This window comes from Streptomyces sp. NPDC028308, from assembly GCF_055565855.1.
This window is the reverse complement of the sequence record NZ_JBVHTO010000011.1, coordinates 368,764-389,791: the sequence shown is the minus strand read 5'-3', so window position 1 is coordinate 389,791 and position 21,028 is coordinate 368,764. Positions and strand designations below refer to the sequence as shown.

At 72.6% G+C, this 21,028-nt stretch carries 17 protein-coding genes; 6 read left to right on the top strand and 11 right to left on the bottom strand.

Translation table 11 applies throughout. The annotated features are described in order from the left end of the window. The first annotated feature begins 9 nt into the window (after positions 1-9). Positions 10-1,110 carry an AI-2E family transporter gene (locus tag ACZ4VA_RS26805; RefSeq protein WP_355785109.1) on the top strand — a complete coding sequence of 367 codons (1,101 nt, stop codon included), beginning with the start codon at positions 10-12 and terminating at the stop codon, positions 1,108-1,110. Here the strand turns inward: ACZ4VA_RS26805 and ACZ4VA_RS26800 are convergent. Next, positions 1,026-3,242, bottom strand: a complete 2,217-nt coding sequence (locus ACZ4VA_RS26800) for a SpoIIE family protein phosphatase (protein ID WP_355785111.1) — start codon at positions 3,240-3,242, stop codon at positions 1,026-1,028. The genes ACZ4VA_RS26805 and ACZ4VA_RS26800 overlap by 85 nt on opposite strands. A gap of 151 nt (positions 3,243-3,393) precedes the next feature. Between ACZ4VA_RS26800 and aspS the strand changes: the two genes are divergently transcribed. Beyond that, positions 3,394-5,157, top strand: coding sequence for an aspartate--tRNA ligase (gene aspS / locus ACZ4VA_RS26795; RefSeq protein WP_468082726.1), 1,764 nt, complete (start codon positions 3,394-3,396; stop codon positions 5,155-5,157). A 78-nt stretch (positions 5,158-5,235) separates the two neighbouring features. Here aspS and ACZ4VA_RS26790 read toward each other — a convergent pair whose 3' ends face one another. The 4 genes from ACZ4VA_RS26790 to ACZ4VA_RS26775 form a co-directional block, all read right to left on the bottom strand. Continuing rightward, positions 5,236-5,712 (bottom strand): hypothetical protein, encoded by a 477-nt coding sequence (locus ACZ4VA_RS26790; protein WP_355792773.1) that lies wholly within the window; start codon positions 5,710-5,712, stop codon positions 5,236-5,238. Between the two features lie 100 nt (positions 5,713-5,812). Continuing rightward, the gene (locus ACZ4VA_RS26785; RefSeq protein ID WP_355792776.1) at positions 5,813-6,580 is read right to left on the bottom strand and encodes a calcium-binding protein; all 768 of its coding nucleotides are present in this window, start codon (positions 6,578-6,580) and stop codon (positions 5,813-5,815) included. A 168-nt stretch (positions 6,581-6,748) separates the two neighbouring features. After that, positions 6,749-8,473: a methionine--tRNA ligase gene (gene metG, locus ACZ4VA_RS26780; RefSeq protein ID WP_355792779.1), complete on the bottom strand. Its 1,725-nt coding sequence runs from the start codon at positions 8,471-8,473 to the stop codon at positions 6,749-6,751. Between the two features lie 196 nt (positions 8,474-8,669). Continuing rightward, positions 8,670-10,610 carry a VWA domain-containing protein gene (locus tag ACZ4VA_RS26775; RefSeq protein WP_468082723.1) on the bottom strand — a complete coding sequence of 647 codons (1,941 nt, stop codon included), beginning with the start codon at positions 10,608-10,610 and terminating at the stop codon, positions 8,670-8,672. Positions 10,611-10,886: 276 nt separating this feature from the next. On the opposite strand from ACZ4VA_RS26775, the gene ACZ4VA_RS26770 reads away from it, so the two are divergent. Beyond that, on the top strand, positions 10,887-12,956 hold the full coding sequence (locus ACZ4VA_RS26770) for a PhoX family protein (protein ID WP_468082721.1): 2,070 nt from the start codon (positions 10,887-10,889) through the stop codon (positions 12,954-12,956). Between the two features lie 37 nt (positions 12,957-12,993). On the opposite strand, the gene ACZ4VA_RS26765 is transcribed toward ACZ4VA_RS26770, so the two are convergent. After that, the gene (locus ACZ4VA_RS26765) at positions 12,994-13,938 is read right to left on the bottom strand and encodes a LysR family transcriptional regulator (protein ID WP_356238063.1); all 945 of its coding nucleotides are present in this window, start codon (positions 13,936-13,938) and stop codon (positions 12,994-12,996) included. A 199-nt stretch (positions 13,939-14,137) separates the two neighbouring features. Between ACZ4VA_RS26765 and snpA the strand changes: the two genes are divergently transcribed. Continuing rightward, a complete protein-coding gene (gene snpA / locus ACZ4VA_RS26760) occupies positions 14,138-14,803 on the top strand; it encodes a snapalysin (RefSeq protein WP_356163737.1) in 666 nt (221 codons plus the stop codon). 125 nt (positions 14,804-14,928) lie between these two features. On the opposite strand, the gene ACZ4VA_RS26755 is transcribed toward snpA, so the two are convergent. The 3 genes from ACZ4VA_RS26755 to ACZ4VA_RS26745 form a co-directional block, all read right to left on the bottom strand. Further along, a complete protein-coding gene (locus tag ACZ4VA_RS26755) occupies positions 14,929-15,933 on the bottom strand; it encodes an endonuclease/exonuclease/phosphatase family protein (RefSeq protein ID WP_356238062.1) in 1,005 nt (334 codons plus the stop codon). Between the two features lie 101 nt (positions 15,934-16,034). After that, positions 16,035-16,463 carry a DUF7144 family membrane protein gene (locus ACZ4VA_RS26750; RefSeq protein WP_355786738.1) on the bottom strand — a complete coding sequence of 143 codons (429 nt, stop codon included), beginning with the start codon at positions 16,461-16,463 and terminating at the stop codon, positions 16,035-16,037. 144 nt (positions 16,464-16,607) lie between these two features. After that, the gene (locus tag ACZ4VA_RS26745; protein ID WP_356238061.1) at positions 16,608-17,387 is read right to left on the bottom strand and encodes an alpha/beta fold hydrolase; all 780 of its coding nucleotides are present in this window, start codon (positions 17,385-17,387) and stop codon (positions 16,608-16,610) included. Positions 17,388-17,462: 75 nt separating this feature from the next. Here ACZ4VA_RS26745 and ACZ4VA_RS26740 point away from each other — a divergent pair, with 75 nt between their 5' ends. Next, entirely contained in the window at positions 17,463-18,833 is a 1,371-nt protein-coding gene (locus ACZ4VA_RS26740) for an aminotransferase-like domain-containing protein (protein WP_468082718.1), read from the top strand. Here ACZ4VA_RS26740 and ACZ4VA_RS26735 read toward each other — a convergent pair. Next, on the bottom strand, positions 18,748-19,647 hold the full coding sequence (locus ACZ4VA_RS26735) for a hypothetical protein (protein WP_355794133.1): 900 nt from the start codon (positions 19,645-19,647) through the stop codon (positions 18,748-18,750). The genes ACZ4VA_RS26740 and ACZ4VA_RS26735 overlap by 86 nt on opposite strands. A 189-nt stretch (positions 19,648-19,836) precedes the next feature. Between ACZ4VA_RS26735 and ACZ4VA_RS26730 the strand changes: the two genes are divergently transcribed. Continuing rightward, positions 19,837-20,388: an SH3 domain-containing protein gene (locus ACZ4VA_RS26730; RefSeq protein WP_355794132.1), complete on the top strand. Its 552-nt coding sequence runs from the start codon at positions 19,837-19,839 to the stop codon at positions 20,386-20,388. 132 nt (positions 20,389-20,520) lie between these two features. Here the strand turns inward: ACZ4VA_RS26730 and ACZ4VA_RS26725 are convergent, their stop codons facing one another. Further along, positions 20,521-20,982, bottom strand: coding sequence for a hypothetical protein (locus tag ACZ4VA_RS26725; RefSeq protein ID WP_468082716.1), 462 nt, complete (start codon positions 20,980-20,982; stop codon positions 20,521-20,523). Positions 20,983-21,028 lie beyond the last annotated feature (46 nt).

Genomic DNA, 21,028 nt, shown 5'->3' with positions numbered 1-21,028 from the left:
GGTGGGGCCGTGCACCTACTTCCCGAAGGCGCCCGGCGGCTGGCCGCCTGGTGCGCCGTCATCCTCCTCGTCGCGGCCGTCGGGTGGGTCGGGATCCAGCTCTGCGGCGAACTGCGCACGGCCGTCGTGCCGGTGCTGCTCGCCCTCCTCGGGACGGCCCTGCTCGGGCCGCTGTACCGGCGGCTGGTGAAGGTCGGGGTCAACCGGTCGCTGGCGGCCGGGCTCACCTGCGTGGCGGTGGTCGTGGTCGTCGGCGGCGCCGTCTACATCGTGGTCGCCGCGCTCGTCGACACCGGCGACCAGATCGTCGCCTCGCTCAAGGACGCCGCGACCTCGCTCGCCGAGCACTTCGGGGCGGCCGGCACCTCCCTGCACGACATCGCCTCGAACTCCAGGGAACTGCTGAGCAAGTTCGGCGGGACCGCCGCCTCCAACGTCATCAGCGGCGTCAGCGTCGTCGGCGAGACCCTCGCCGTGGCCGTGCTCGCGCTGCTGCTCGTCTTCTTCTTCCTGCGCGACTCCCACCGCGCCCCCGGCGCCCTGCGCGCGCTGTCCCCGCACGGCACGGCCGACACCGTGGAGGCCATGGCCAGGCGCGCCTTCCAGGCCGTGGAGGGCTTCATGCGCGGTACGACGCTCATCGCGCTGATCGACGCCGTCTGCATCACCGTCGGGCTGCTGGTCCTCGGCGTCCCCGGCGCCGTCGGCCTGGGCGCGCTGGTCTTCGTGATGGCGTACATCCCCTACCTCGGCGCCTTCATCTCGGGCACGGTGGCGGTGCTGGTCGCGCTGGCCGACCGGGGGTTCGTCATCGCGCTGTGGGCGCTCGGCGTCGTGCTCGCCGTCCAGGTCCTGGAGGGCCACGTCCTCCAGCCGGCGATCCAGAGCCGTACGGTGCAGATGCATCCGGCGGTGGTCATGCTGACGATCACCGGGGGCGCCTCGGTCGCCGGGATCCTCGGGATGCTGCTGGCCGTGCCGCTGACGGCGGCCGCGTTCGGCGTCCTGTCGGAGGCGCGCACGCGCTACGCGGGGGAGTCCTCGGACGCGTCGCCGTCGTCGGACAGCCCGAAGTCCGGCGGGTCGTCGGACTTGCCCGAGGACTCGTAGAGCTCGAACCAGATGCTCTTGCCCTGGCCCCGGGGATCGACGCCCCACGCGTCGGCGAGCAGCTCCATGAGCACCAGTCCGCGGCCCGACGACGCCAGCTCGCCCGGCCGGCGCTTGTGCGGGAGGTCGTCGCTGCCGTCCGTGACCTCCACCCGCAGCCGGCGCTCCCCCGTGTCGCCGCTGAGCTGCGCGACGAGCAGGGCGTCCGCGTCGGTGTGCACGAGCACGTTGGTGACCATCTCGGAGGTCATCAGCACCGCCGAGTCGACCTGGTCGTCGCAGGCCCAGTCGTGCAGCAGCTCCCGCAGCTGCTGGCGGGCGCCCGCGACCCGTTCGGGCTCGGCCTGCGCGACGGTGACCATCGTGCGGCGCACCGGCGGCGCGATGACGTCGGCCGTGCTGCCGCAGCCGCAGCCCTCGCCGATCCGGCACAGCAGCAGCACCGCTATGTCGTCCTCGCGGCGGTCGATCAGCGGGCCGGGGGAGTGGTGCGAGGAGGGTCCGTGCACGGCCTGGACCAGGGAGTCGGCGAGGACGTCCATGTCGCCGTCGTGCTCCTCCAGGATCCGGCGGATCCGCCGCCAGCCGGTGTCCAGGTCGTGGCCGCCGGTCTCGATCAGGCCGTCCGTGCACATCAGCAGGGTCTCGGCGGGCTCCAGGACCAGCCGGGTGGTCGGGTAGTCCGCGTCCGGGTCGACGCCCAGCGGGAGCCCGCCCGCGGTCGGCCGCATCAGCACCGTCCCGTCCGCCATGCGGATCGCGGGGTCCGGATGGCCGGCCCGGGCGATGTCCAGCACGCCGGTCGCCGGGTCGACCTCGACGTACAGGCAGGTCGCGAAGCGCGGGTCCATGCTCTCGCCGTCCTGGGTGACGGAGTCGGTGATCCCGTACAGGAACCGGGAGGCCCGCGAGAGCACCGCGTCGGGGCGGTGCCCCTCGGAGGCGTAGGCGCGCAGGGCGATCCGCAGCTGGCCCATCAGTCCCGCGGCCCGTACGTCGTGCCCCTGGACGTCGCCGATGACCAGGGCGAACCTGCCCGCCCCGGACTTCGTCCGGGAGGTGCCGCCGGGCAGCGGGATCATGTCGTACCAGTCGCCGCCGACCTGGAGCCCGCCGCCGGTGGGCACATAGCGCGCGGCCACCGACATGCCGGGTATCTCGGGGCCCAGGGTCGGCAGCATCGAGCGCTGGAGGCCGTCGGTCAGCTCCCGCTCGGACTCGGCGACGCCCGCCCGCGACAGGGCCTGCGCCAGCATCCGGGCCACGGTGGTCAGCACCGAGCGCTCGTCGGGCGTGAACGAGACCGGATAGGAGAACGCCGCCATCCAGGCGCCCATCGTGCGGCCGGCGACCGTCAGCGGCAGGAACGCCCAGCTCTGCCGCCCGAAGTGCTGGGCCAGCGGCCAGGAGGCCGGGTAGCGGGCCTTGTAGTCCTCGGGGGAGGAGAGGTACACGGCACGGCCGGTGCGGACGACCTCCGCCGCCGGATAGTCGGTGTCCAGGGACATGTGGGAGAACGGCCCCTCGTCACCCGGCTGGTGCCCGTGGTGGCCGATGATCGTCAGCCGGTCCGCCTCCGCGCCGAAGACGGCCAGCCCGTCCGGGGTGAAGCCCGGCATCGACAAGCCCGCCGCGACCCGCAGGACCTCCTCCGTCGACCGCGCCTCCGCCAGCGCGCGCCCCGCGTCCAGCAGGAACGCCTCGCGCGAGCGGCGCCAGTCGCCGGTGACGGGGGTACGGGCGGCAGCGCCGGGGGGCTGCTCGCTGACCTCCTGGAGGGTGCCGACCAGCTCGTACTCGCCCGTCTCGGGGTGCACGGAGGGCCGGGAGCGGCTGCGCACCGTGCGGATCACACGCCCCTGCTCGTCCATGATCCGCAGCCGGGCCTCCGCCAGGGTGCCCTCGGCGACGGCGAGCTGCACGATGCCGTCGATCTCGTTCCAGTCGACCGGGTGGAAGCGGGAGCGTATGCCCGCCTCCGTCAGGGTCGTCGGCTCGGCCGGCAGGCCGAGCAGCCGCGCGCACTCGGCGTCAAGCGTCACCAGTCCGGCCTCGTTGTCCCAGCGCCAAAGGCCGGTCGCGAGGGAGGCCAGGACCTCCCCCACGGTGGGCAGGGGCTCACCAGTGCGCATTCACCCACTCTAAGGAGAGGTGATCGGGAGCTGCCACCGAGAGTATTCGGGCCGGTGATCTCGGGGCGGCCGGTACCCTTGGGAGATCCGGGCTCCAGCCCGGATGTTTCACGTGAAACAGCCCCGATCCGCGAAGACTGGATGAACGACGATGCATCGGTACAGGTCCCACACCTGCGGCGAGCTCCGCGCCTCTGACGTCGAGAGCGACGTCCGGCTGAGCGGCTGGCTGCACAATCGCCGAGACCTGGGCGGCATCCTCTTCATCGATCTGCGCGACCACTACGGCATCACGCAGCTCGTCGCCCGCCCCGGCACGGCCGCGTACGAGGCGCTCGACAAGCTCTCCAAGGAGTCGACGGTCCGCGTCGACGGCAAGGTCGTCTCCCGCGGCACGGAGAACGTGAACCCCGACCTGCCCACCGGCGAGGTCGAGGTCGAGGTGAGCGAGGTCGAGCTGCTCGGCGCGGCCGCCCCGCTGCCGTTCACCATCAATGCCGAGGACGGCGTCAACGAGGAGCGGCGCCTGGAGTACCGCTTCCTCGACCTGCGCCGCGAGCGCATGCACCGCAACATCCTGCTGCGCACGGCCGTGATCTCCGCGATCCGTCACAAGATGACGGCGCTGGGCTTCAACGAGATGGCGACGCCGATCCTCAGCGCCACCTCCCCCGAGGGCGCCCGCGACTTCGTCGTCCCCTCGCGTCTGAACCCGGGCAAGTTCTACGCGCTGCCGCAGGCCCCGCAGCAGTTCAAGCAGCTGCTGATGATCTCCGGCTTCGACCGCTACTTCCAGATCGCGCCCTGCTTCCGCGACGAGGACGCGCGCGCGGACCGCTCGCCGGGCGAGTTCTACCAGCTCGACGTGGAGATGTCCTTCGTCGAGCAGGAGGACGTCTTCCAGCCCATCGAGAAGCTCATGACCGAGCTGTTCGAGGAGTTCGGCGGCGACCGGCACGTCACCTCGCCCTTCCCGCGCATCCCGTTCCGCGAGGCCATGCTGAAGTACGGCTCCGACAAGCCGGACCTGCGCGCCCAGCTGGAGCTCGTCGACATCACCGACGTGTTCGAGGGCTCGGAGTTCAAGGCGTTCGCGGGCAAGCACGTGCGTGCCCTGCCGGTGCCGGACGTCGCCGGGCAGAGCCGCAAGTTCTTCGACGGCCTCGGTGACTACGCGGTCGAGCAGGGCGCGAAGGGCCTGGCCTGGGTGCGCGTGGCCGAGGACGGGTCGCTGACCGGCCCGATCGCCAAGTTCCTGACGGAGGAGAACGTCGCGGAGCTGACGAAGCGGCTCTCCCTGGCCGCCGGGCACGCCGTCTTCTTCGGCGCGGGCGAGTTCCACGAGGTCTCGAAGATCATGGGCGCGGTGCGGGTCGAGGCCGCCAAGCGCGCCGGGCACTTCGAGGAGAACGTCTTCCGCTTCTGCTGGATCGTCGACTTCCCGATGTACGAGAAGGACGAGGACACCGGGAAGATCGACTTCTCGCACAACCCGTTCTCGATGCCGCAGGGCGGCCTGGAGGCCCTGGAGACCCAGGACCCGCTGGACATCCTGGGCTGGCAGTACGACATCGTCTGCAACGGCGTCGAGCTGTCCTCCGGCGCGATCCGGAACCACGAGCCCGAGATCATGCTCAAGGCCTTCGAGATCGCGGGCTACGACCGCGAGACCGTCGAGGAGCAGTTCGCCGGCATGCTCCGCGCGTTCCGCTTCGGCGCCCCGCCGCACGGCGGCATCGCCCCGGGCGTCGACCGCATCGTCATGCTCCTCGCCGACGAGCCCAACATCCGCGAGACCATCGCGTTCCCGCTCAACGGCAACGCGCAGGACCTGATGATGGGCGCGCCGACGGAGCTCGACGAGTCGCGCCTGCGCGAGCTGCACCTCTCCGTGCGCAAGCCGCAGCCGAAGTAGCCGACGACCCGCACGAAGCGGCCCGGAACCGAGGAACGGTTCCGGGCCGCTTCGCTGTTCGCGCGGGGTCGGGTGGGCTCAGGTGTCGTAACGGCCGTCCCAGGGGGCGGCGAAGCCGAGGCGGTCCGGGTACAGCTCCGCCCAGGACTCCTCGGCGTCCTCCCCGGTGACCAGTCCGAACAGCACGCCGTCGACGGTCAGCTGGAAGGGGCGGATCGCGATGTCCGTGTACGCGCGCCGGGGCAGGCTGCGCAGCAGCTTCCCCAGATGGGCGCGGGCCCGCGCGAGGACCGAGTTCTCCCCGTGCGGAGCGCGCTGCTGCTCGGCCCAGGTGCCCGCGCACCAGACCTCCGAGTCGCGGTAGCGGCCCTCGGCGTCGAAGGTGTGGAGCGCCACGTACAGGCGCTTGTGCTCTTCCCAGCCGTCGTCGGGACGGAACCCTTCGGGAAACGCGTATGTGATCGACGCCAGGAACTGGCCGTCCGCGTACCGTCCGATGGTCTCGGTGCGGTGCTTGGGCTCGTAGGCGATCGGAATGACCTGGGGGACTGCCATGGCGAAACCATACGGGTGAGCGGGGACATGTCACCGGCGGGGTCGGCCGCCGACGCGGGAGGCCCCGGGTGCCCGGCACCCTGCGGTGCCGGGCGGCCCGCTACTTCAGGGCGACACCGTCGCCGTAGGCGGTGACGGCGCTGGTCGTGCCGGTGCCGGCGAACTTCCAGCGCCAGGTCCCGGAGGAACGCGCGGTGACCGTCGTCCGCAGCTTGCCGCTGCTGTCCGTGGTCGCGGACTTGACCGTCGTGTACGTGGAGGACCCGGACTTCTTGAACTGCAGCGCCACCGACTGGCCGCTGTAGCCCGCGTAGACGTTGGTGTCCCAGTTCGCGCGGGTCAGCGCCCCGGTGACGGTGAGGGTGCCGCCCGAGGCGACCGGCTCCGGCGAGGCCTGCGTGGCCGTCAGCTTCGCGTACCGCTTCACCTTGACCGGCGCGCTGTCCTCCAGGTCGTAGAAGTCGCCGTCGTTCGCGGCGGCCTCCGCGGTGAAGTGCCAGGTGCCGGCGGAGCTGTTCTTCAGGTCGTAGTAGTCGGAGCGGTCGGCCTCCAGGGTGAACTGGAAGACGCACTTCCTGGTCGTCGTCGACGGCCGGGTGCAGTCGGCCGAGCCGGCGTGCACGATCCGGTCGTCGGGGCTGACCAGCTTGGCGCCGTAGATGTCCTTGATCCCGGAGCCGTCCTTCGCGGTGGCGGTCACCGTCAGCTTCTGCGCCGCGCTGACACCGACGTCGACCGTCGTCCTGCTGAAGGACAGGGAGGTGAAGACGGTGTCGCCCTTGCTCACGTCGGCCTGTGCCGCCGGCGTCAGGAACGAGAGCAGTGCCAGGGTGCCGACGGCAGCGCCCGCGGCGGTACGAATACGCATGTTTCTCCACGAATGACGATCCGGATCCTGGTCCGGGCGAGTAGGAGACACACGGCACGCGATGTTGGTTGTACGGATCTTGTGAAGGTCGGCACGTGCATGACGGAAGGGGTGGCCGGGCGCCGGTGCGGCGTGCCCGGCCACCCCCTCCGTCCGGGGCGTGTGCCGCTACTCCGGGGCGCCGCCGAAGCGCTCCTTGTACGTCTCCAGGTCCTCGTCCGTGAGCTTGGCGAAGAGGACCGGCGGGACCGTGAACGGGGTTCCCGCCGGGACCGAGGTGAGGGCGCGGGCCTCCTCGGGGGTGACCCACGTGGCGGTGTCGTCCGGCAGCGCGAACGCCGAGCGCATCGCCTTGGAGGAGGCCGGGATGAAGGGCTCGGAGACCACCGCGTACAGGTGGATCAGGTTCATCGCCGTGCGCAGCGTCAGGGCCGCGCCCTCCTGGTCGGTCTTGATCTCCAGCCAGGGGGCCTTCTCCTCCAGGTAGGAGTTGCCCGCCGACCACAGCGCGCGCAGCGCGGCGGCGGCCTTGCGGAACTGCAGCGCCTCCATCTGCTCCTCGTACTCGGCGAGCAGCCGCGCGATCTCCTCGCCCAGCTTCGCCTCGGCCTCACCGGCCGCCTTGCCCGCCGGGACCTCCTCGCCGAAGCGCTTCTTCGAGAAGGACAGCACCCGGTTGACGAAGTTGCCGAGGGTGTCGGCGAGGTCCTTGTTCACCGTGGCCGTGAAGTGCTCCCAGGTGAAGGACGAGTCGTCCGACTCGGGGGCGTTGGCGATCAGGAAGTAGCGCCAGTAGTCCGCCGGCAGGATCTCCAGGGCGTGGTCCGTGAAGACACCGCGCTTCTGCGAGGTGGAGAACTTGCCGCCGTAGTACGTCAGCCAGTTGAAGGCCTTCACGTAGTCGACCTTCTTCCACGGCTCGCGCACGCCCAGCTCGGTCGCCGGGAACATCACGGTGTGGAAGGGGACGTTGTCCTTGGCCATGAACTCCGTGTAGCGCACGTCGGCCGCGCCGTCCGGCTCGTACCACCAGGACTTCCAGTCGCGGTTCTCCCCGGGAGCGGCGTCCGCCCACTCCTTCGTCGCGCCGATGTACTCGATCGGGGCGTCGAACCAGACGTAGAAGACCTTGCCCTCGGCGGCCAGCTCCGGCCACGTGTCGGCCGGGACCGGGACGCCCCAGTCCAGGTCACGGGTGATCGCCCGGTCGTGCAGGCCCTCGGTCAGCCACTTGCGGGCGATGGAGGAGGCCAGCTGCGGCCAGTCCTCGGAGGCGCCGTCGATCCAGGACTCCACCTCGTGCTGGAGCTTCGACTGGAGCAGGAAGAGGTGCTTGGTCTCGCGCACCTCCAGGTCCGTCGAACCGGAGATCGCCGAACGGGGGTCGATCAGGTCCGTCGGGTCCAGGACGCGGGTGCAGTTCTCGCACTGGTCGCCGCGCGCCTTGTCGTAGCCGCAGTGCGGGCAGGTGCCCTCGACGTAGCGGTCGGGCAGGAAGCGGCCGTCCGCCGGCGAGTACACCTGGCGGATCGACCGCTCCTCGATGAAGCCGTTCTCGTACAGGCGGCGCGCGAAGTGCTGGGTCAGCTCCGCGTTCTGCGGGGAGGAGCTGCGGCCGAAGTGGTCGAACGCCAGCTGGAAGCCGTCGTAGACCGCCTTCTGCGCGTCGTGCGCCTGGGCGCAGAACTCGTCGACCGGCAGGCCCCGCTCCTTGGCGGCCAGCTCGGCGGGGGTGCCGTGCTCGTCCGTCGCGCAGATGTAGAGCACGTCGTGGCCGCGCTGGCGGAGGTACCGGGAGTACACGTCCGCCGGGAGCATGGACCCCACCATGTTGCCCAGGTGCTTGATCCCGTTGATGTACGGAAGGGCGCTGGTGATGAGGTGTCGAGCCATCGCGGGCTGCTCCCAAGTCGCTACGTGCGGTGACGGATGTCGATTCCGGCTGCACCGCCGGGCCGTCGTACGAACCTTGAAATCGTAGCCGACACGCGTGGGCCGCCCGCTTCCCGTTTTACGGGGTGGGAAGCGGGCGGCCGGTCGAGCGCGGGGACCCGGCCGGCGGGAGCGCTGGGGGCGGGTCCGGCCGGGGCTACGGGCGCCAGTTCGCGAGGATGCCCTCGTAGACCTCGGCGTCCGTCAGCTCGCGCGGGGCGGGGCCCGCGTGGAAGAAGGCGGCGTTGTCCGCCTTCAGCTTGCGGAGGTAGTCGAAGCCCTTGGCCTCGTGCTCGCCGAACGCGACGAAGGAGAAGAAGAGGGGCAGCTTCGCCGCGTCCTCCAGGGCCTGGTTGGCGGGGCCCTTGGCGTCCGGGGCGCCGTCCGTCTGGAAGACGACCAGCGCCGGGTCCTTCGTGCCCGACTTCTCGTAGTGCGCCACGATCTCCTCGACCGCCGCGTGGTAGCTCGTACGGCCCATGCGGCCGAGGCCCTCGTGCAGTGCGTCGATCCTGCCCTCGTACTCGGACAGGGTCAGCTCGCCGGTGCCGTCCAGCTCCGTGGAGAAGAAGACGACGTGGACCGTGGCCTCCTTGTCGAGGTGCGCGGCGAGGGCGAGGACCTGCTCGCCCAGGGCCTGGGCGGAGCCGTCCTTGTAGTACGGGCGCATGGAGCCGGAGCGGTCGAGGACGAGGTAGATCTTGGCTCGCGTGCCGGTGAGGTCCCGCGTCTTGAGGGCGGTACCCGCTTCCTTGTACGGGGGGACCAGGGCCGGGGCCTCGGACTTCACGCGGGTGAGGGGGACGGCGGGCCTGCCCTGCGGCGCCGTCTTCTCCGACGCGGCCGTCTCCGACGTGACCGTCTCGGCCGACGGGGCCTTCTCCGACGCGGGCGCCTTCTCCGGCGTGGTCGTCTTGGCCGACGGGGCCTTTGCAGGCGTGGCCGTCTTGGCCGGCGCCGCCGTCTTCTTCACGGTGGCCTTCTTGGCCGTGGTCGTCTTGGCCGCGGTCGCCGTCTTCTTCGGCGTGGCCGCCTTCTTCGCGGGGGCGGTCTTCTTGGCGGTGGCCGTCTTGGTCGCCTTGGCCGGGGTGGTCGCCTTGGCCGGTTCGGCGGGGGTCTCGGCCTCGGCTTCGCCTTCGGCCTTGTCGTTCCCACCCGCACCACCCGTGCGGCTCTCGTCTTCGGCTGCGAGTGGCCCCTGCTCGGCCTGATCGCCGTCGGCGTCCGCGGGAGCGTCCGCCTTCGCGGCCTCGGCCGCCGCGGGCTCCGCCTTCGGCTTCGCTTCCGCCTCGGGCTCCGGTGCCTTCTCGGCCTTCGGCGCGCTCTTGGCCTCGGGCGCCTGCTTCGGCTCCGAGGTCGCCTCAGCCGCGGCCTTGGGCTCCGCTTCCGGGGTGGCCTCGGCCTTCGGCGCGGGCTCCGGGGTGGCCTCGGCCTTCTCCGCCGGTTCCGGCGTGGCCTCGGGTTCCGGTTCCGGTTCCGGAGCCGCCTCGGGCTTCGCCTCAGCCTCGGGCTCGGGCTTCGCCTTAGCCTCGGGCTCGGGCTTCGCCTTAGCCTCGGGCTCGGGCTTCGCCTTAGCCTCGGGCTCGGGCTTCGCCTCGGGCTCCGCCTTAGGCTCGGCCTCCGTTTCGGGCTCCGGAGTGGCCTCGGCCTTGGTCTCAGCCTCGGGCTCGGCCTTCGCCTTGCTCGCAGGCTCGACCTCGGCCTCGGGCTCGGCCGCGCCCTTGCTCTCGGGCTCGGCCGCGACCTCGGCCTTGGCCGCACCCTTGCTGTCGGCCTCGGCCGCACCCTTGCCCTCGGGCTCGGCCTCGGGCTTCGTCGTCGCCTTCGGCTCCGGTGTGGGTTCCGTGGCGCGGGGCTTGGGGACCGTGACGTTGTCGAACGCGGCCGAGACCAGCTCGTCCACCACGGACGGGTCCGGTTCGGCCGACGGTGCGGGCACCTCGACGGAGGACGCGGCCGCCTTCGGCTCCGTGGCGTCCGGCTCGGTCGCCGGGGCCGGAACCGTGGGAGCCGTCGCCTCCCGCGAAGTCTCCGCGTCGGCGTCACGACCCTTGCGTGAGCGGCCGAACGCATTCCGCAGGAGAGTGAGAATGCCCATGTGCGCAACCCTTCGCGTGAGTTGATGCCCGTCAATCCCTGGCCAGGACGGACACGTAAGGTTAGCGGCCACAGAGGGTGATCTTGTCCGGGGTCCGGGCCCCGGGACAAGGGCTGACGGGACCCCGTTCCGTAACGTTCCCGGGCCCCGGCCGCGCCGCCCCCAACACCTCTGTGGATAGCAGCGGTTCACCCCCGCTTCACCTCGTGTCCCCGTTTCGGCACGCGCGGCCACCTAGCGTCACGCTGACACCGAGGGAACGTCTGGGGAGACAAAGTGCGCAAGCTGCTGCCGTTGATCGGATCGTCCGGCTCACATCCCGGCGGCCGGTCCGCCCTGACCTGCCGGTTCCGCTGTGGCGACGCCTGCTTCCAGGAGGTGCCCAACACCAGCGGCAACGCCTACGTGGGCGATGTGATCGCCGGTGCGCTCAGCCGCCGGTCGGTGATGCGGGCGGCCGCCGTCGTGACGGTCGCCACCGCGGCAGGCACGGCCCTCGCCGGCCCCGGCGCCCCGCAGGCGGCGGCCGCCGCCGGTGCCGCTCCGGCCGCGAAGGACAAGGGCAGGGCCGCGCGCGGGCTGCGCTTCGAGGCCGTCGCCCCCAACACCACCGACGCCGTGGTGATACCCGACGGGTACCGGCAGAACATCGTCATCCGCTGGGGCGAGCCGATCCTGCGCGGTGCTCCCGCCTTCGACCCGGAGCACCAGAGCGCCGCGGCCCAGGCCGGCCAGTTCGGCTACAACAACGACTTCCTCGCCCTGCTGCCGCTGCCCGGCGAGCGCGGCAGGCAGCTGCTCGTCGCGAACCACGAGTACACGGACGAGGTGCTCATGTTCCGGGGGTACGACCCCGCGAACCCCACCCGCGACCAGGTCGAGATCGCCTGGGCGGCCCACGGGCTGTCCGCGGTCGTGGTCGAGGAGGACCGCCGCACCGGTCGCCTCACCGCCGTCACCCGGCACCACCTCAACCGCCGTGTCACCGCCACCACCGAGTTCCGGCTGACCGGCCCCGCCGCCGGTTCCCCCCTGCTGCGGACGTCCGCCGACCCGACCGGCCGCAAGGTCCTCGGCACCCTCAACAACTGCTCCGGCGGCACCACCCCGTGGGGCACGACGCTGCACGGCGAGGAGAACTTCAACCAGTACTTCGCGGGCGGCACCCGGGACACCGACAAGCGGTACGGCATCGGCACCGGGGCGACCGAGCGCAAGTGGGAGCGGTTCGACAAGCGGTTCGACATCGCCCAGGAGCCGAACGAGGTGCACCGCTTCGGGTACGTCGTGGAGTTCGACCCGTACGACCCGACCTCCACGCCCCGCAAGCACACCGCCCTCGGCCGCTTCAAGCACGAGGCGGCCACCGTCCGGCTGACGGACGACGGCCGCCCGGTCGTCTACACCGGCGACGACGAACGCTTCGACTACTTCTACAAGTTCGTCGGCAGCAAGCGGATGAAGAAGGGGTCGGGCCGCGCGGTCCGCGAGCACAACCTCTCCCTCCTCGACGAGGGCACGCTGTACGTCGCCCGGCTGACCGGTGACTCCCCGGCCGCCGAGTTCGACGGCACCGGCAAGCTCCCCTCCGACGGCGAGTTCGACGGCAGCGGTACGTGGATCCCGCTGGCCACGGCGACCGCGCACGGTGCCGTCTCGCACGTCGAGGGCATGACGGCGGAGGAGGTCTTCGTCTTCACGCGCCTCGCGGGCGACAAGGTGGGCGCCACCAAGATGGACCGGCCCGAGGACATCCAGCCCTCGCCGCACACCGGCAAGGTGTACGTCGCGCTGACGAACAACTCCAACCGCGGCAAGACCGGCTACGCGCCCGCCGACGAGGCTAACCCCCGCAACGCCAACAAGCACGGGCACATCCTGGAGCTCACCGAGCGCCGGGGCCGCGCCGAGAGCACCGGCTTCGCCTGGTCGCTGTTCCTCGTCGCGGGCGACCCCGCCGACCCGGCCACGTACTTCGCGGGCTTCCCGAAGGACCGGGTCAGCCCGATCTCCTGCCCCGACAACGTGGCCTTCGACCCGCACGGCAACCTGTGGATCTCCACGGACGGCAACCAGCTCGGCTCGCACGACGGCCTGTTCGGGGTCGCGACGCGCGGCGAGCGGCGCGGTGAGCTCAAGCAGTTCCTGACGGTGCCGACCGGCGCCGAGACCTGCGGCCCGCTCGTCCAGGACCGGCGGGTGCTGGTCGCCGTCCAGCACCCCGGTGAGATCGACGGGGCGACGGTGGAGAAGCCGGCGAGCGTCTGGCCGGATGGACCGGGCACCATCGTGCGCCCGGCCGTGGTCGCGGTGTGGCGCGCGGACGGCTGCGACATCGGCGTCTGAGCGAGGACCCGGACGACGGGTGCGCGAGCGGGGTGGGTCAGCGGGTCGGTGCGAAGGCCCGGTGCTCGTCCCGCTCGCGTTCCAGCCACTCCCGGTACGCCGGTGCCAGCAGCGCCGTCTCCCAGTACGCCTCCGCGAGGGCCGGGTAGACCGCGTCGAGCGCCGCGTCCGTACGGGCCGCGAGCAGCAGCCGTACGCCCAGCGGGTCGCCCTCGATCCGGCGGACGGCCGCGTCGGGCCGGGACGGCGAGGTGGGCTGGCAGACCGTGACGACCTCGCCGGTCGCGACGAGGGCGGCGGCCGTGTGGTAGTCGCCGTGCAGGACCCGCGGGCTGAGTCCGGCCGCGCGCAGCATCCGGTGGACGGCGTCCCACTCGCCGTCCACCGTGGGGTCGACCATCCAGCGGTCCCCGGCCAGGTCGGCCAGGCGGACCAGGGCCCGGTCCGCCGCCGGGTGGTCGGCGGGCAGCGAGACGAACTGGGGCTCGCGCTCGATCAGTACGCGCAGCCGCAGCCCTTCCGGGACGCGCAGCGGGGAGCCCTCGACCTCGTGCACGAAGGCGATGTCGAGCTGGCCGTCGGCGACCATGCGCAGCAGGGCGTTCGGCGAGACGTTCATGTGCAGGATCGGTTCCTGCCGGCGTCCGCGCAGGCGGCGCAGCCAGCCCGCGAGGGCGCGGCTGGCCGTGGAGCCGACGCGCAGCTGGGGGCCGTCCGCGGTGGCGGCACGGGCCTCGGCGACCAGGGAGCGCATCTCGGCCACCAGGGGGCGGGCGCGGAGCAGGACGAGACGGCCGAGCGGGGTGGGGCGGCAGCCGGTGGGCTCGCGGGTGAACAGGGCGCCGCCCAGCTCCTGTTCGATGCGGCGCAGCTGGGTGCTCAACGAGGGCTGGGCCACGCCGAGGTGGCGCGCGGCACGGTGCAGACTGCCGGTGTCGGCGATGGCGCACAGCGCTCTCAGATGCCTCACCTCGAGGTCCATGTCCCGGGAGCCTAAGGCGGAACCGGGCCTCGCACCAGATGTACAAACCGCAAGCAAATCCGGCGAGTTGGACGGCCCCGCGGGACGGCCGAGGAGCGCCGATAGCCGCGTCCTATCGCCCTTTGCCATCATCACAGCCGCCGCACAGGCACCGACACTCACCGATGACGACTTCACCCCCCACCCGAGGAGTCATCGCATGAGGGTCTCCCTGCACCTGTCCCGTCCCCTGCTCGCGGCCGCCGTCGGCCTCGGCGTCACCGCCGCCGGTCTGGGCGCCGTCCCGGCCTCGGCGGCACCCGAGCCCGCTCCCTACGCCGGTTACACCGGCTCGGCCGCGGAGGCCGACGCCAACCAGGCGTTCTTCGAGGCGGTCATCAAGTCCGTGGCGGAGAAGCGTGCCGCCAACCCCGGTGCCGCCTCGGTCACCGTGATCTACAACGCGTCCAGCGCGCCCACGTTCGCCACGCAGATAGCCCGCAGCGCCTCGATCTGGAACAGCTCGGTGTCGAACGTGAAGCTCCAGTCGGGCTCGAACGCCGACTTCCGGTACTACGAGGGCAACGACTCGCGCGGTTCGTACGCCTCGACCGACGGTCACGGCAGCGGCTACATCTTCCTGGACTACGCGCAGAACCGGCAGTACAACTCCACCCGCGTGACGGCCCACGAGACCGGGCACGTGCTCGGGCTGCCGGACCACTACTCGGGTCCGTGCAGTGAGCTGATGTCCGGCGGCGGGCCCGGCACGTCGTGCACCAACGCGTATCCGAACGCGACGGAGCGCTCCCGCGTCAACCAGCTGTGGGCGAACGGCTTCGCGAAGGCGCTGGACAAGGCGCTGGCCAAGGCCGACGCCCGCTAGGGACTGTCCGGCCGGCCGGTCTCGCCCTCCCGGCGGGCCCGGCGCCGGCAGTCACCCCCCACGGGTACGGACCGCCCCTGCACGGGCGGTCCGTACCGCTGTCGTCTCAGGACACGGCCCAGGGCTCATCCCCGCCGGTGGAGGGTGAGGTCGACGACGAGGGCGCGGTGGTCGGTGCCCGCGAGGTGCAGGAAGCGGGCGCCGCGTGCGGAGAAGTCCGCGGAGACCAGTACGTGGTCGATCTGGGCGCCGAAGCGCGGGGCGGTGCGCGCGGGCCAGCTGGGCGTACGGGGTGATCCGGAGAGGCGGGCGCCGTCGAGCAGCCCGGCGTCGAGGATCCGGCGGAACGCGGCGTGGTCCTGGGAGGCGTTGAAGTCGCCCGCGACGACGGTGGAGCGGCCCCGGTTCCGGGCGGCGTGGTCGCGCAGCGCGCCGAGCTCCTCGCGCCACGGGCCGAGCCCGCCGGGCAGCGGCGGCATGGGGTGGGCGAGCTGGAGGCGTACGGTGTGGCCGCCGACGTCGGCGACGGCGCCCGGCATGCCGAGGGTCCCGGGCACGGGCGGGGTCCGCGTGAGCGGGAACCGGCTGAGGATCAGGGACCCCTCGGAGCCGCCGGCCTCGACGGCCGACCGGTGCGGGAGGCGTGCGCCGAAGGTCCTCACGAGCCGCGCCTGGCAGGTGTACTCGCACTCCTCGACGAAGACGACGTCGGGCCGCTCCCGCCGGATCGCGGTGACCAGCGCGCCGGTGCCCCCGCCGAACTGCACGTTGGACGTCAGCACCCGCAGCGCGGCGACGGCGTTCCCGGCGGGTTCACCGGTCCTGCCGTACGGCTCCAGGTACCAGGCCAGCGTGCCGAGCACGGCCAGCGCCCACACGAGCCCGGGGCGCCAGCGGGCGAACGCGGCGAGCAGCAGGGCGAGTCCGGCGGGCACGAGCAGCCACGGCAGGAACGCCAGCAGCTGCGGCACGGGTGTGACGCCGTCGCGGTCGGCCGCCCGGCAGCCGGCGACGACGCTCACCCCGGCCAGCAGCAGCCCGCTCGCCAGGGCGGCCGGGACGCGGGTCCCGCGCCGGGGGCCGGTCCGTCCGGCCGGGTCCGTGGCCGGTCCGGCCGCCGTCGTGTCCAAGGCCGGCCTCCCGCTCCCCGCGCGTCGTGTGCCCGGATCCTCCCCCGAAGACGGGACGCGGGGGCTGATGGTTGCCGCACGGGTCCTGCGGTGTGGGTGCCTCAGACGGTGCGCGCCGTGCGGTCCCCGGTCGCCAGGGCCCAGATGACGAAACCGGCGATGGCGATGGAGATGAGCGACCAGACGGGGGCGTACGGCAGGAACATGAAGTACTCGATCATGTAGAGGGCGGCCAGGCCGATGCCCACGCCCCGCGCCCAGTCCATGCCCTTGAGGACACCCCAGCCGGTGACCGCGACCAGGGCACCGAGGACGAGGTGGATCCAGCCCCAGGTGGTGAGGCTGAACTCGTACACGTAGGAGCCGATGGCCTGGTAGACGTCGTCCGTGGCGATCCCCGCGATGCCGTTGAGGATGCCGAGGACGCCGCCGATCATCATCAGGATCCCGGCGAAGACGGTGCCGCCCTCGGCCCAGGACGAGCTCCTGGAGCGGGCGGCCGTGGGAGTTGACGCGGTGTGCTGGGTCATGGCGGTCTCCTCTGCGCGATGTCATCGCAGCTTCGTCCCGCGCATGCCTCCCCCGCATCACGGATGGGCCGGACGGGTGACCTGCCGTCCGCGTCACGGATGGGCCGGACGGGTGACCTGCCCGCGGCGGCGCGCGGCCGGGCCTCAGCCGTCCAGCCGGGCCAGGAACGCGGCCAGCGCCTCGTCGAACTCCGCGGGGCGCTCCAGGTTCGGCAGGTGGGCCGCCGACTCGATGATCCGCAGGGTGGCGTCGGGGATCGCCGCCCGCATCGCCTCGGCGTCGGAGACCGGGGTGTAGGTGTCGTCGGCGCCCACGACGACGAGGGCGGGGACCGTGACGCGGGTCAGCAGCTCGCGGTAGTCGGGGCGTTCGGCACGGCCGCGCAGGGCCGCCGCGGCTCCCCGCGGGTCGGTCGCGGTCATCATGCGGTGGACGTGCGACGCGACCCCTGCGTCCGCGTACGGCGCGACCATCCGGTGCAGCACCTCGTCGGCGTACCCGCGCATCCCCTCGCGCAGCAGGCGGTCCGCCGCCTCGCCGCGCGCCTTCCTGCCCTGCGGGGTCTCGGCGGCCGGGAACGTGTCGGCGAGGACCAGGCCGCGAATGCGTCCGGGGAAGCGCCGGTAGCACTCCATGACGATCTGGCCGCCCATGGACAGCCCGCCGAGGACGAAGTCGTCCACACCCAGGTCGTCCAGGAGGGCCGCGATGTCGTCGGCGAAGACGCCGAGCGGGGTGACCCCGGGGACGACCGGGGAGGCGCCGTACCCCCGCAGGTCCGGGGCGATCACCCGGCGTTCGGGGGAGAACGCGGCGATCTGCGGGCGCCACATCGTGCGGTCGAAGGGGTGGCCGTGGACCAGGACGAGGGGCAGCCGGGAGGAATCGGTGCCTTTGTCCTCGTATGCGAGGAAGGGTGCCATGGGTCCGACCCTAGGGTTCCCCAACTCCTCGGTGCAATAGGATCTTTGCCCTCGGTGCAATGCGGGAGGGGGGACATGGGGGACTACCGGCGGATCGCCGACGGGATCGCCGACGACATCGCCGCCGGGCGGCTGCGGCCCGGTGAACGGCTGCCCACCCAGCGGGCCTTCGCGCGCCTCCGCCACATCGCAGTCTCGACGGCCGGGCGGGTCTACGGCGAACTCGTGCGCCGCGGGCTCGTGGTGGGCGAGGTCGGACGCGGCACGTTCGTGCGGGCGGCGCCGGTGCCCTCGGGCCGCGCCCTCGCCGAGCCCGCCACCACCGCGCCGGTCAACCTGGAGCTCAACTACCCCGTCGCGCCTGGCCAGTCGGAGCTCCTCGCCGCCGGTCTCGCGCCGCTGCTGCGCCCCGACGTACTGGCGCGGTCCCTGCGGACGGCGCCGGCGGCCGGTACGCCCGAGGCCCGCGAGGCCGCCGCCGGCCTCCTCGCCACCGCGGGCTGGCGCCCCGCGCCCGCCCGGGTGCTGTTCGCCGGCAATGCCCGCCAGGCCGTCGCGGGCACGCTCGCGTCCCTGGTCCGGCCCGGCGGCCGCGTCGGCGTGGAGTCCCTGACGTATCCGCTGGTCAAGGAGATCGCGGCACGGCTGGGCGTGGTGCTGGTGCCGCTGGCCACGGACGGCGAGGGGCTGCGCCCGGACGCCCTCGCCGCGGCGCACCGCACGGCTCCCCTCTCCGCCCTGTACGTCCAGCCGACCCTGCACAACCCGACCTCGCTGACGACGAGGGCCGGCCGCCGCGCCGAACTCGCCGAGACCATAAGGGACTTGGAGCTGCCGGTCGTCGAGGACCGCATCTGGTCCTTCCTGTGCGAGGGCGACGAGCCGCTCGCCGCGTACGCCCCGGAGCGCACCCATGTCGTCGACGGGCTCTCCAAGCGGGTGGCGCCGGGACTGACCGCCGGTTTCCTGGTCGTGCCCGAGGGGCGGCAGGAGGCGGTGGCGGCGGCGCTCAGGTCCGGCGGGTGGACGGCGGGGCGGTTCGCTCTGGAGGCCGCGGTGCGGTGGATCCACGACGGTACGGTCGACCGGCTGGTCGCCGCCAAGCGGGCGGACGCGGCTCGCCGGCAGCGGCTCGCCGCCCGGCACCTGGACGGCTTCGACGTGAGCGCGGACCCGCGGGCGTACTACGTGTGGTGGCGGCTGCCCGCGCCCTGGCGGGCCGACACGTTCACCGCGGCGGCCGCCCGCCACGGCATCGCGGTCACCCCCGGGCCCGCCTTCCACGTCGCCCCCGGCGGCCGGACGCCGGCCGGGGCGGGGCCGCCCGCCGTCCCGCAGGTCGCCACGGCCGCCGACGCCGTCAGGCTCGGACTCGCGTCGGCTCCGGAGGAGGAACTGGCACGGGCCCTGCGGACCCTCGCCTCCGTCGCGCGATCCGCTCCGTGAGCAGTGCGCCCAGCGCCAGCGCGAGGCCCAGCCCCAGCAGCAGCCAGGAGACCGTGCGCAGCGTGCCGGTGAGGGTGTCGTAGACGGCTCCGACCGCCGCGTGGGACACGTCCGCGGGCAGCCCGGACAGGGTCATCCGGCGGCCCACGGCGATGGCGACGCCGAGCAGCGCCGCCCCGAGGGCCGTACCGAGCCCCGCCGCCAGCACCGCCCGCCGGCGGCACACGGCGACCAGCACACCCGCCACCGTCAGGACGACCGTCGAGACGGGGAGCCAGAATCCGGCGATCTCCAGCACGTGGTACCCCTTCCGGAGCTGGGCCAGGTCGGCGGACCGCACCACCGTGATCTCGGTGTGCTCGACCGGGATGCGGTTGGCGAACGGCACGTGGTCGTCCGAGAGTTGGCGCCTGACCTGGGCGGCGACCGGCGCGACGTCCAGGGTCACGGTCCGCTCGTCCTCGTCGCGCAGCGCCCGCATGACGGCGTCGTGGGCGGCCGCGTTGGCGGTGTCCCACGCGACGTGGAAGGCCGGCGTCTGGGTGAACGACCGTACGGCGGCGTGCACGAAGGAGCGCACGGGCCGGCGCAGCCGCGGCGCCACCTCGATCTCGCGCATGATGCCGTCGGTGGTGGCCGCCGCGATCGCGTCGCGGACCGCCGGATCGGCGGCCAGCGGCGCCGTCGTGGCCTCGTAGCGGCCGCTGTCGCCGATCTCGTACGTCGCCCACGACGCGAGGGCACCGGCCGGCGCGAACAGGCAGGCGAGGGTGAGCAGCACTGCCGACAGGGCGCTCCGGGCACGTAGGGACACCCCGTCAGGACAGTCCCCACGAGCCCCACTCGCGAGCTGTTTGGGTGCATATGGGTGCATATGACAAGCCCTTCGGGGGAGCGGGGTCCCGCTGCCGCCGAAACAGCCCCGACAGGCCCGTGATGACGGGCTCCGGTGGAGGGCTCCCCCGAACGGGTGTTACCTGTATCTGGGGAAAGGAGGCCGATCATGCGCACCACCCCGGCCCTGCGGACCTGTGCCGCGGCCCTGTTCACCGGCGGCGTGCTCAGCGTCGCGGTGGCGGGCACATCGACGGCGGCCCCGTCGTCCCAATCGACCGGTAGCGGCTCGGACAGCCCCGTGTGGGGCACCGTCGTCTCGAGCGGCGACCTCAACCTCAGACAGCTCCCCACCAGTTCCTCCGCGCTCGTCGGCAAGCTCCCGCCCGGGAGCGAGGACCGCGTCCAGTGCGCGGTCAAGGGACAGAGCGTCCTCGGCAACCCGTACTGGTTCTGGCTCGCCGGAGCACAGGCCTGGGCGAGCGCCGCCTTCGTCGACATCGGCGACCAGGGGGTGCCGGGCTGCTCGGACCCCTGCCCTGGCTGGAAGGACCGGGCCCGGGACTCCTCGTGGAACTGCAACCCCGCGAGCGACCCCTCCGACGACCGGCACGCCTCCGGCTCCGGCTACTGGAGCTTCAGCGCCTCGGGTTCCTGGAGCTGGAGCGTGACCGTCTCCTCCTCCGGTTCCTGGCAGTGGAGTTCGGGAAGCGCGGGATGACCGGCAGTCCGTGAGTGCGGACGCCTCACCGGTGAGGCGCCCGTACCAGGAGGCCCCGGCTTCGAGCCGGGGCCTCCTGGTACGTATCCCGTCGCCCGCGACGGGTCCGACCCACCGTCAGTCGCCCGCCGGTCAGCGCGGGTCGGGGTGGCCCTCCGCGTCCTCGTGCGTGTAGTAGCGGTAGAACAGCGCGACGTAGACGCCCGCCGCGACCGCCAGCGCCATCAGCACCGACCACAGGACGGACGAGTGGGACTGGCTGTGCAGGAACCCGAGCGCGATGCCGGCGAAGGCGGCCCACGCCAGCGCGTGCAGCTCGCGCCGCAGGTGGGGCGCCGCCACACGCAGCGCGGCCCAGACCGCCATGAAGACGATGGCGCAGACGAAACCGAAGAGCACGTTCCAGCCGGTGACGGCACCGGCGTCGCGCCTGATCTGCGCGGCCCAGAACCCGTAGACCAGACCGAGCACCATCGGGACCACGACGATGTGCATACGGGCGCCGAAGACGTCCGGCCGGGCGGACGGCGTGCGGGCGCCGCCGGTGCTTCCTGACGTGCGTGGTGTCCCTGACGCGGGTGCCGCTTGAGCCATGGGAACACTCCTTCCTCTCCTCGCCCCCGACTTCCAGGGCACACCT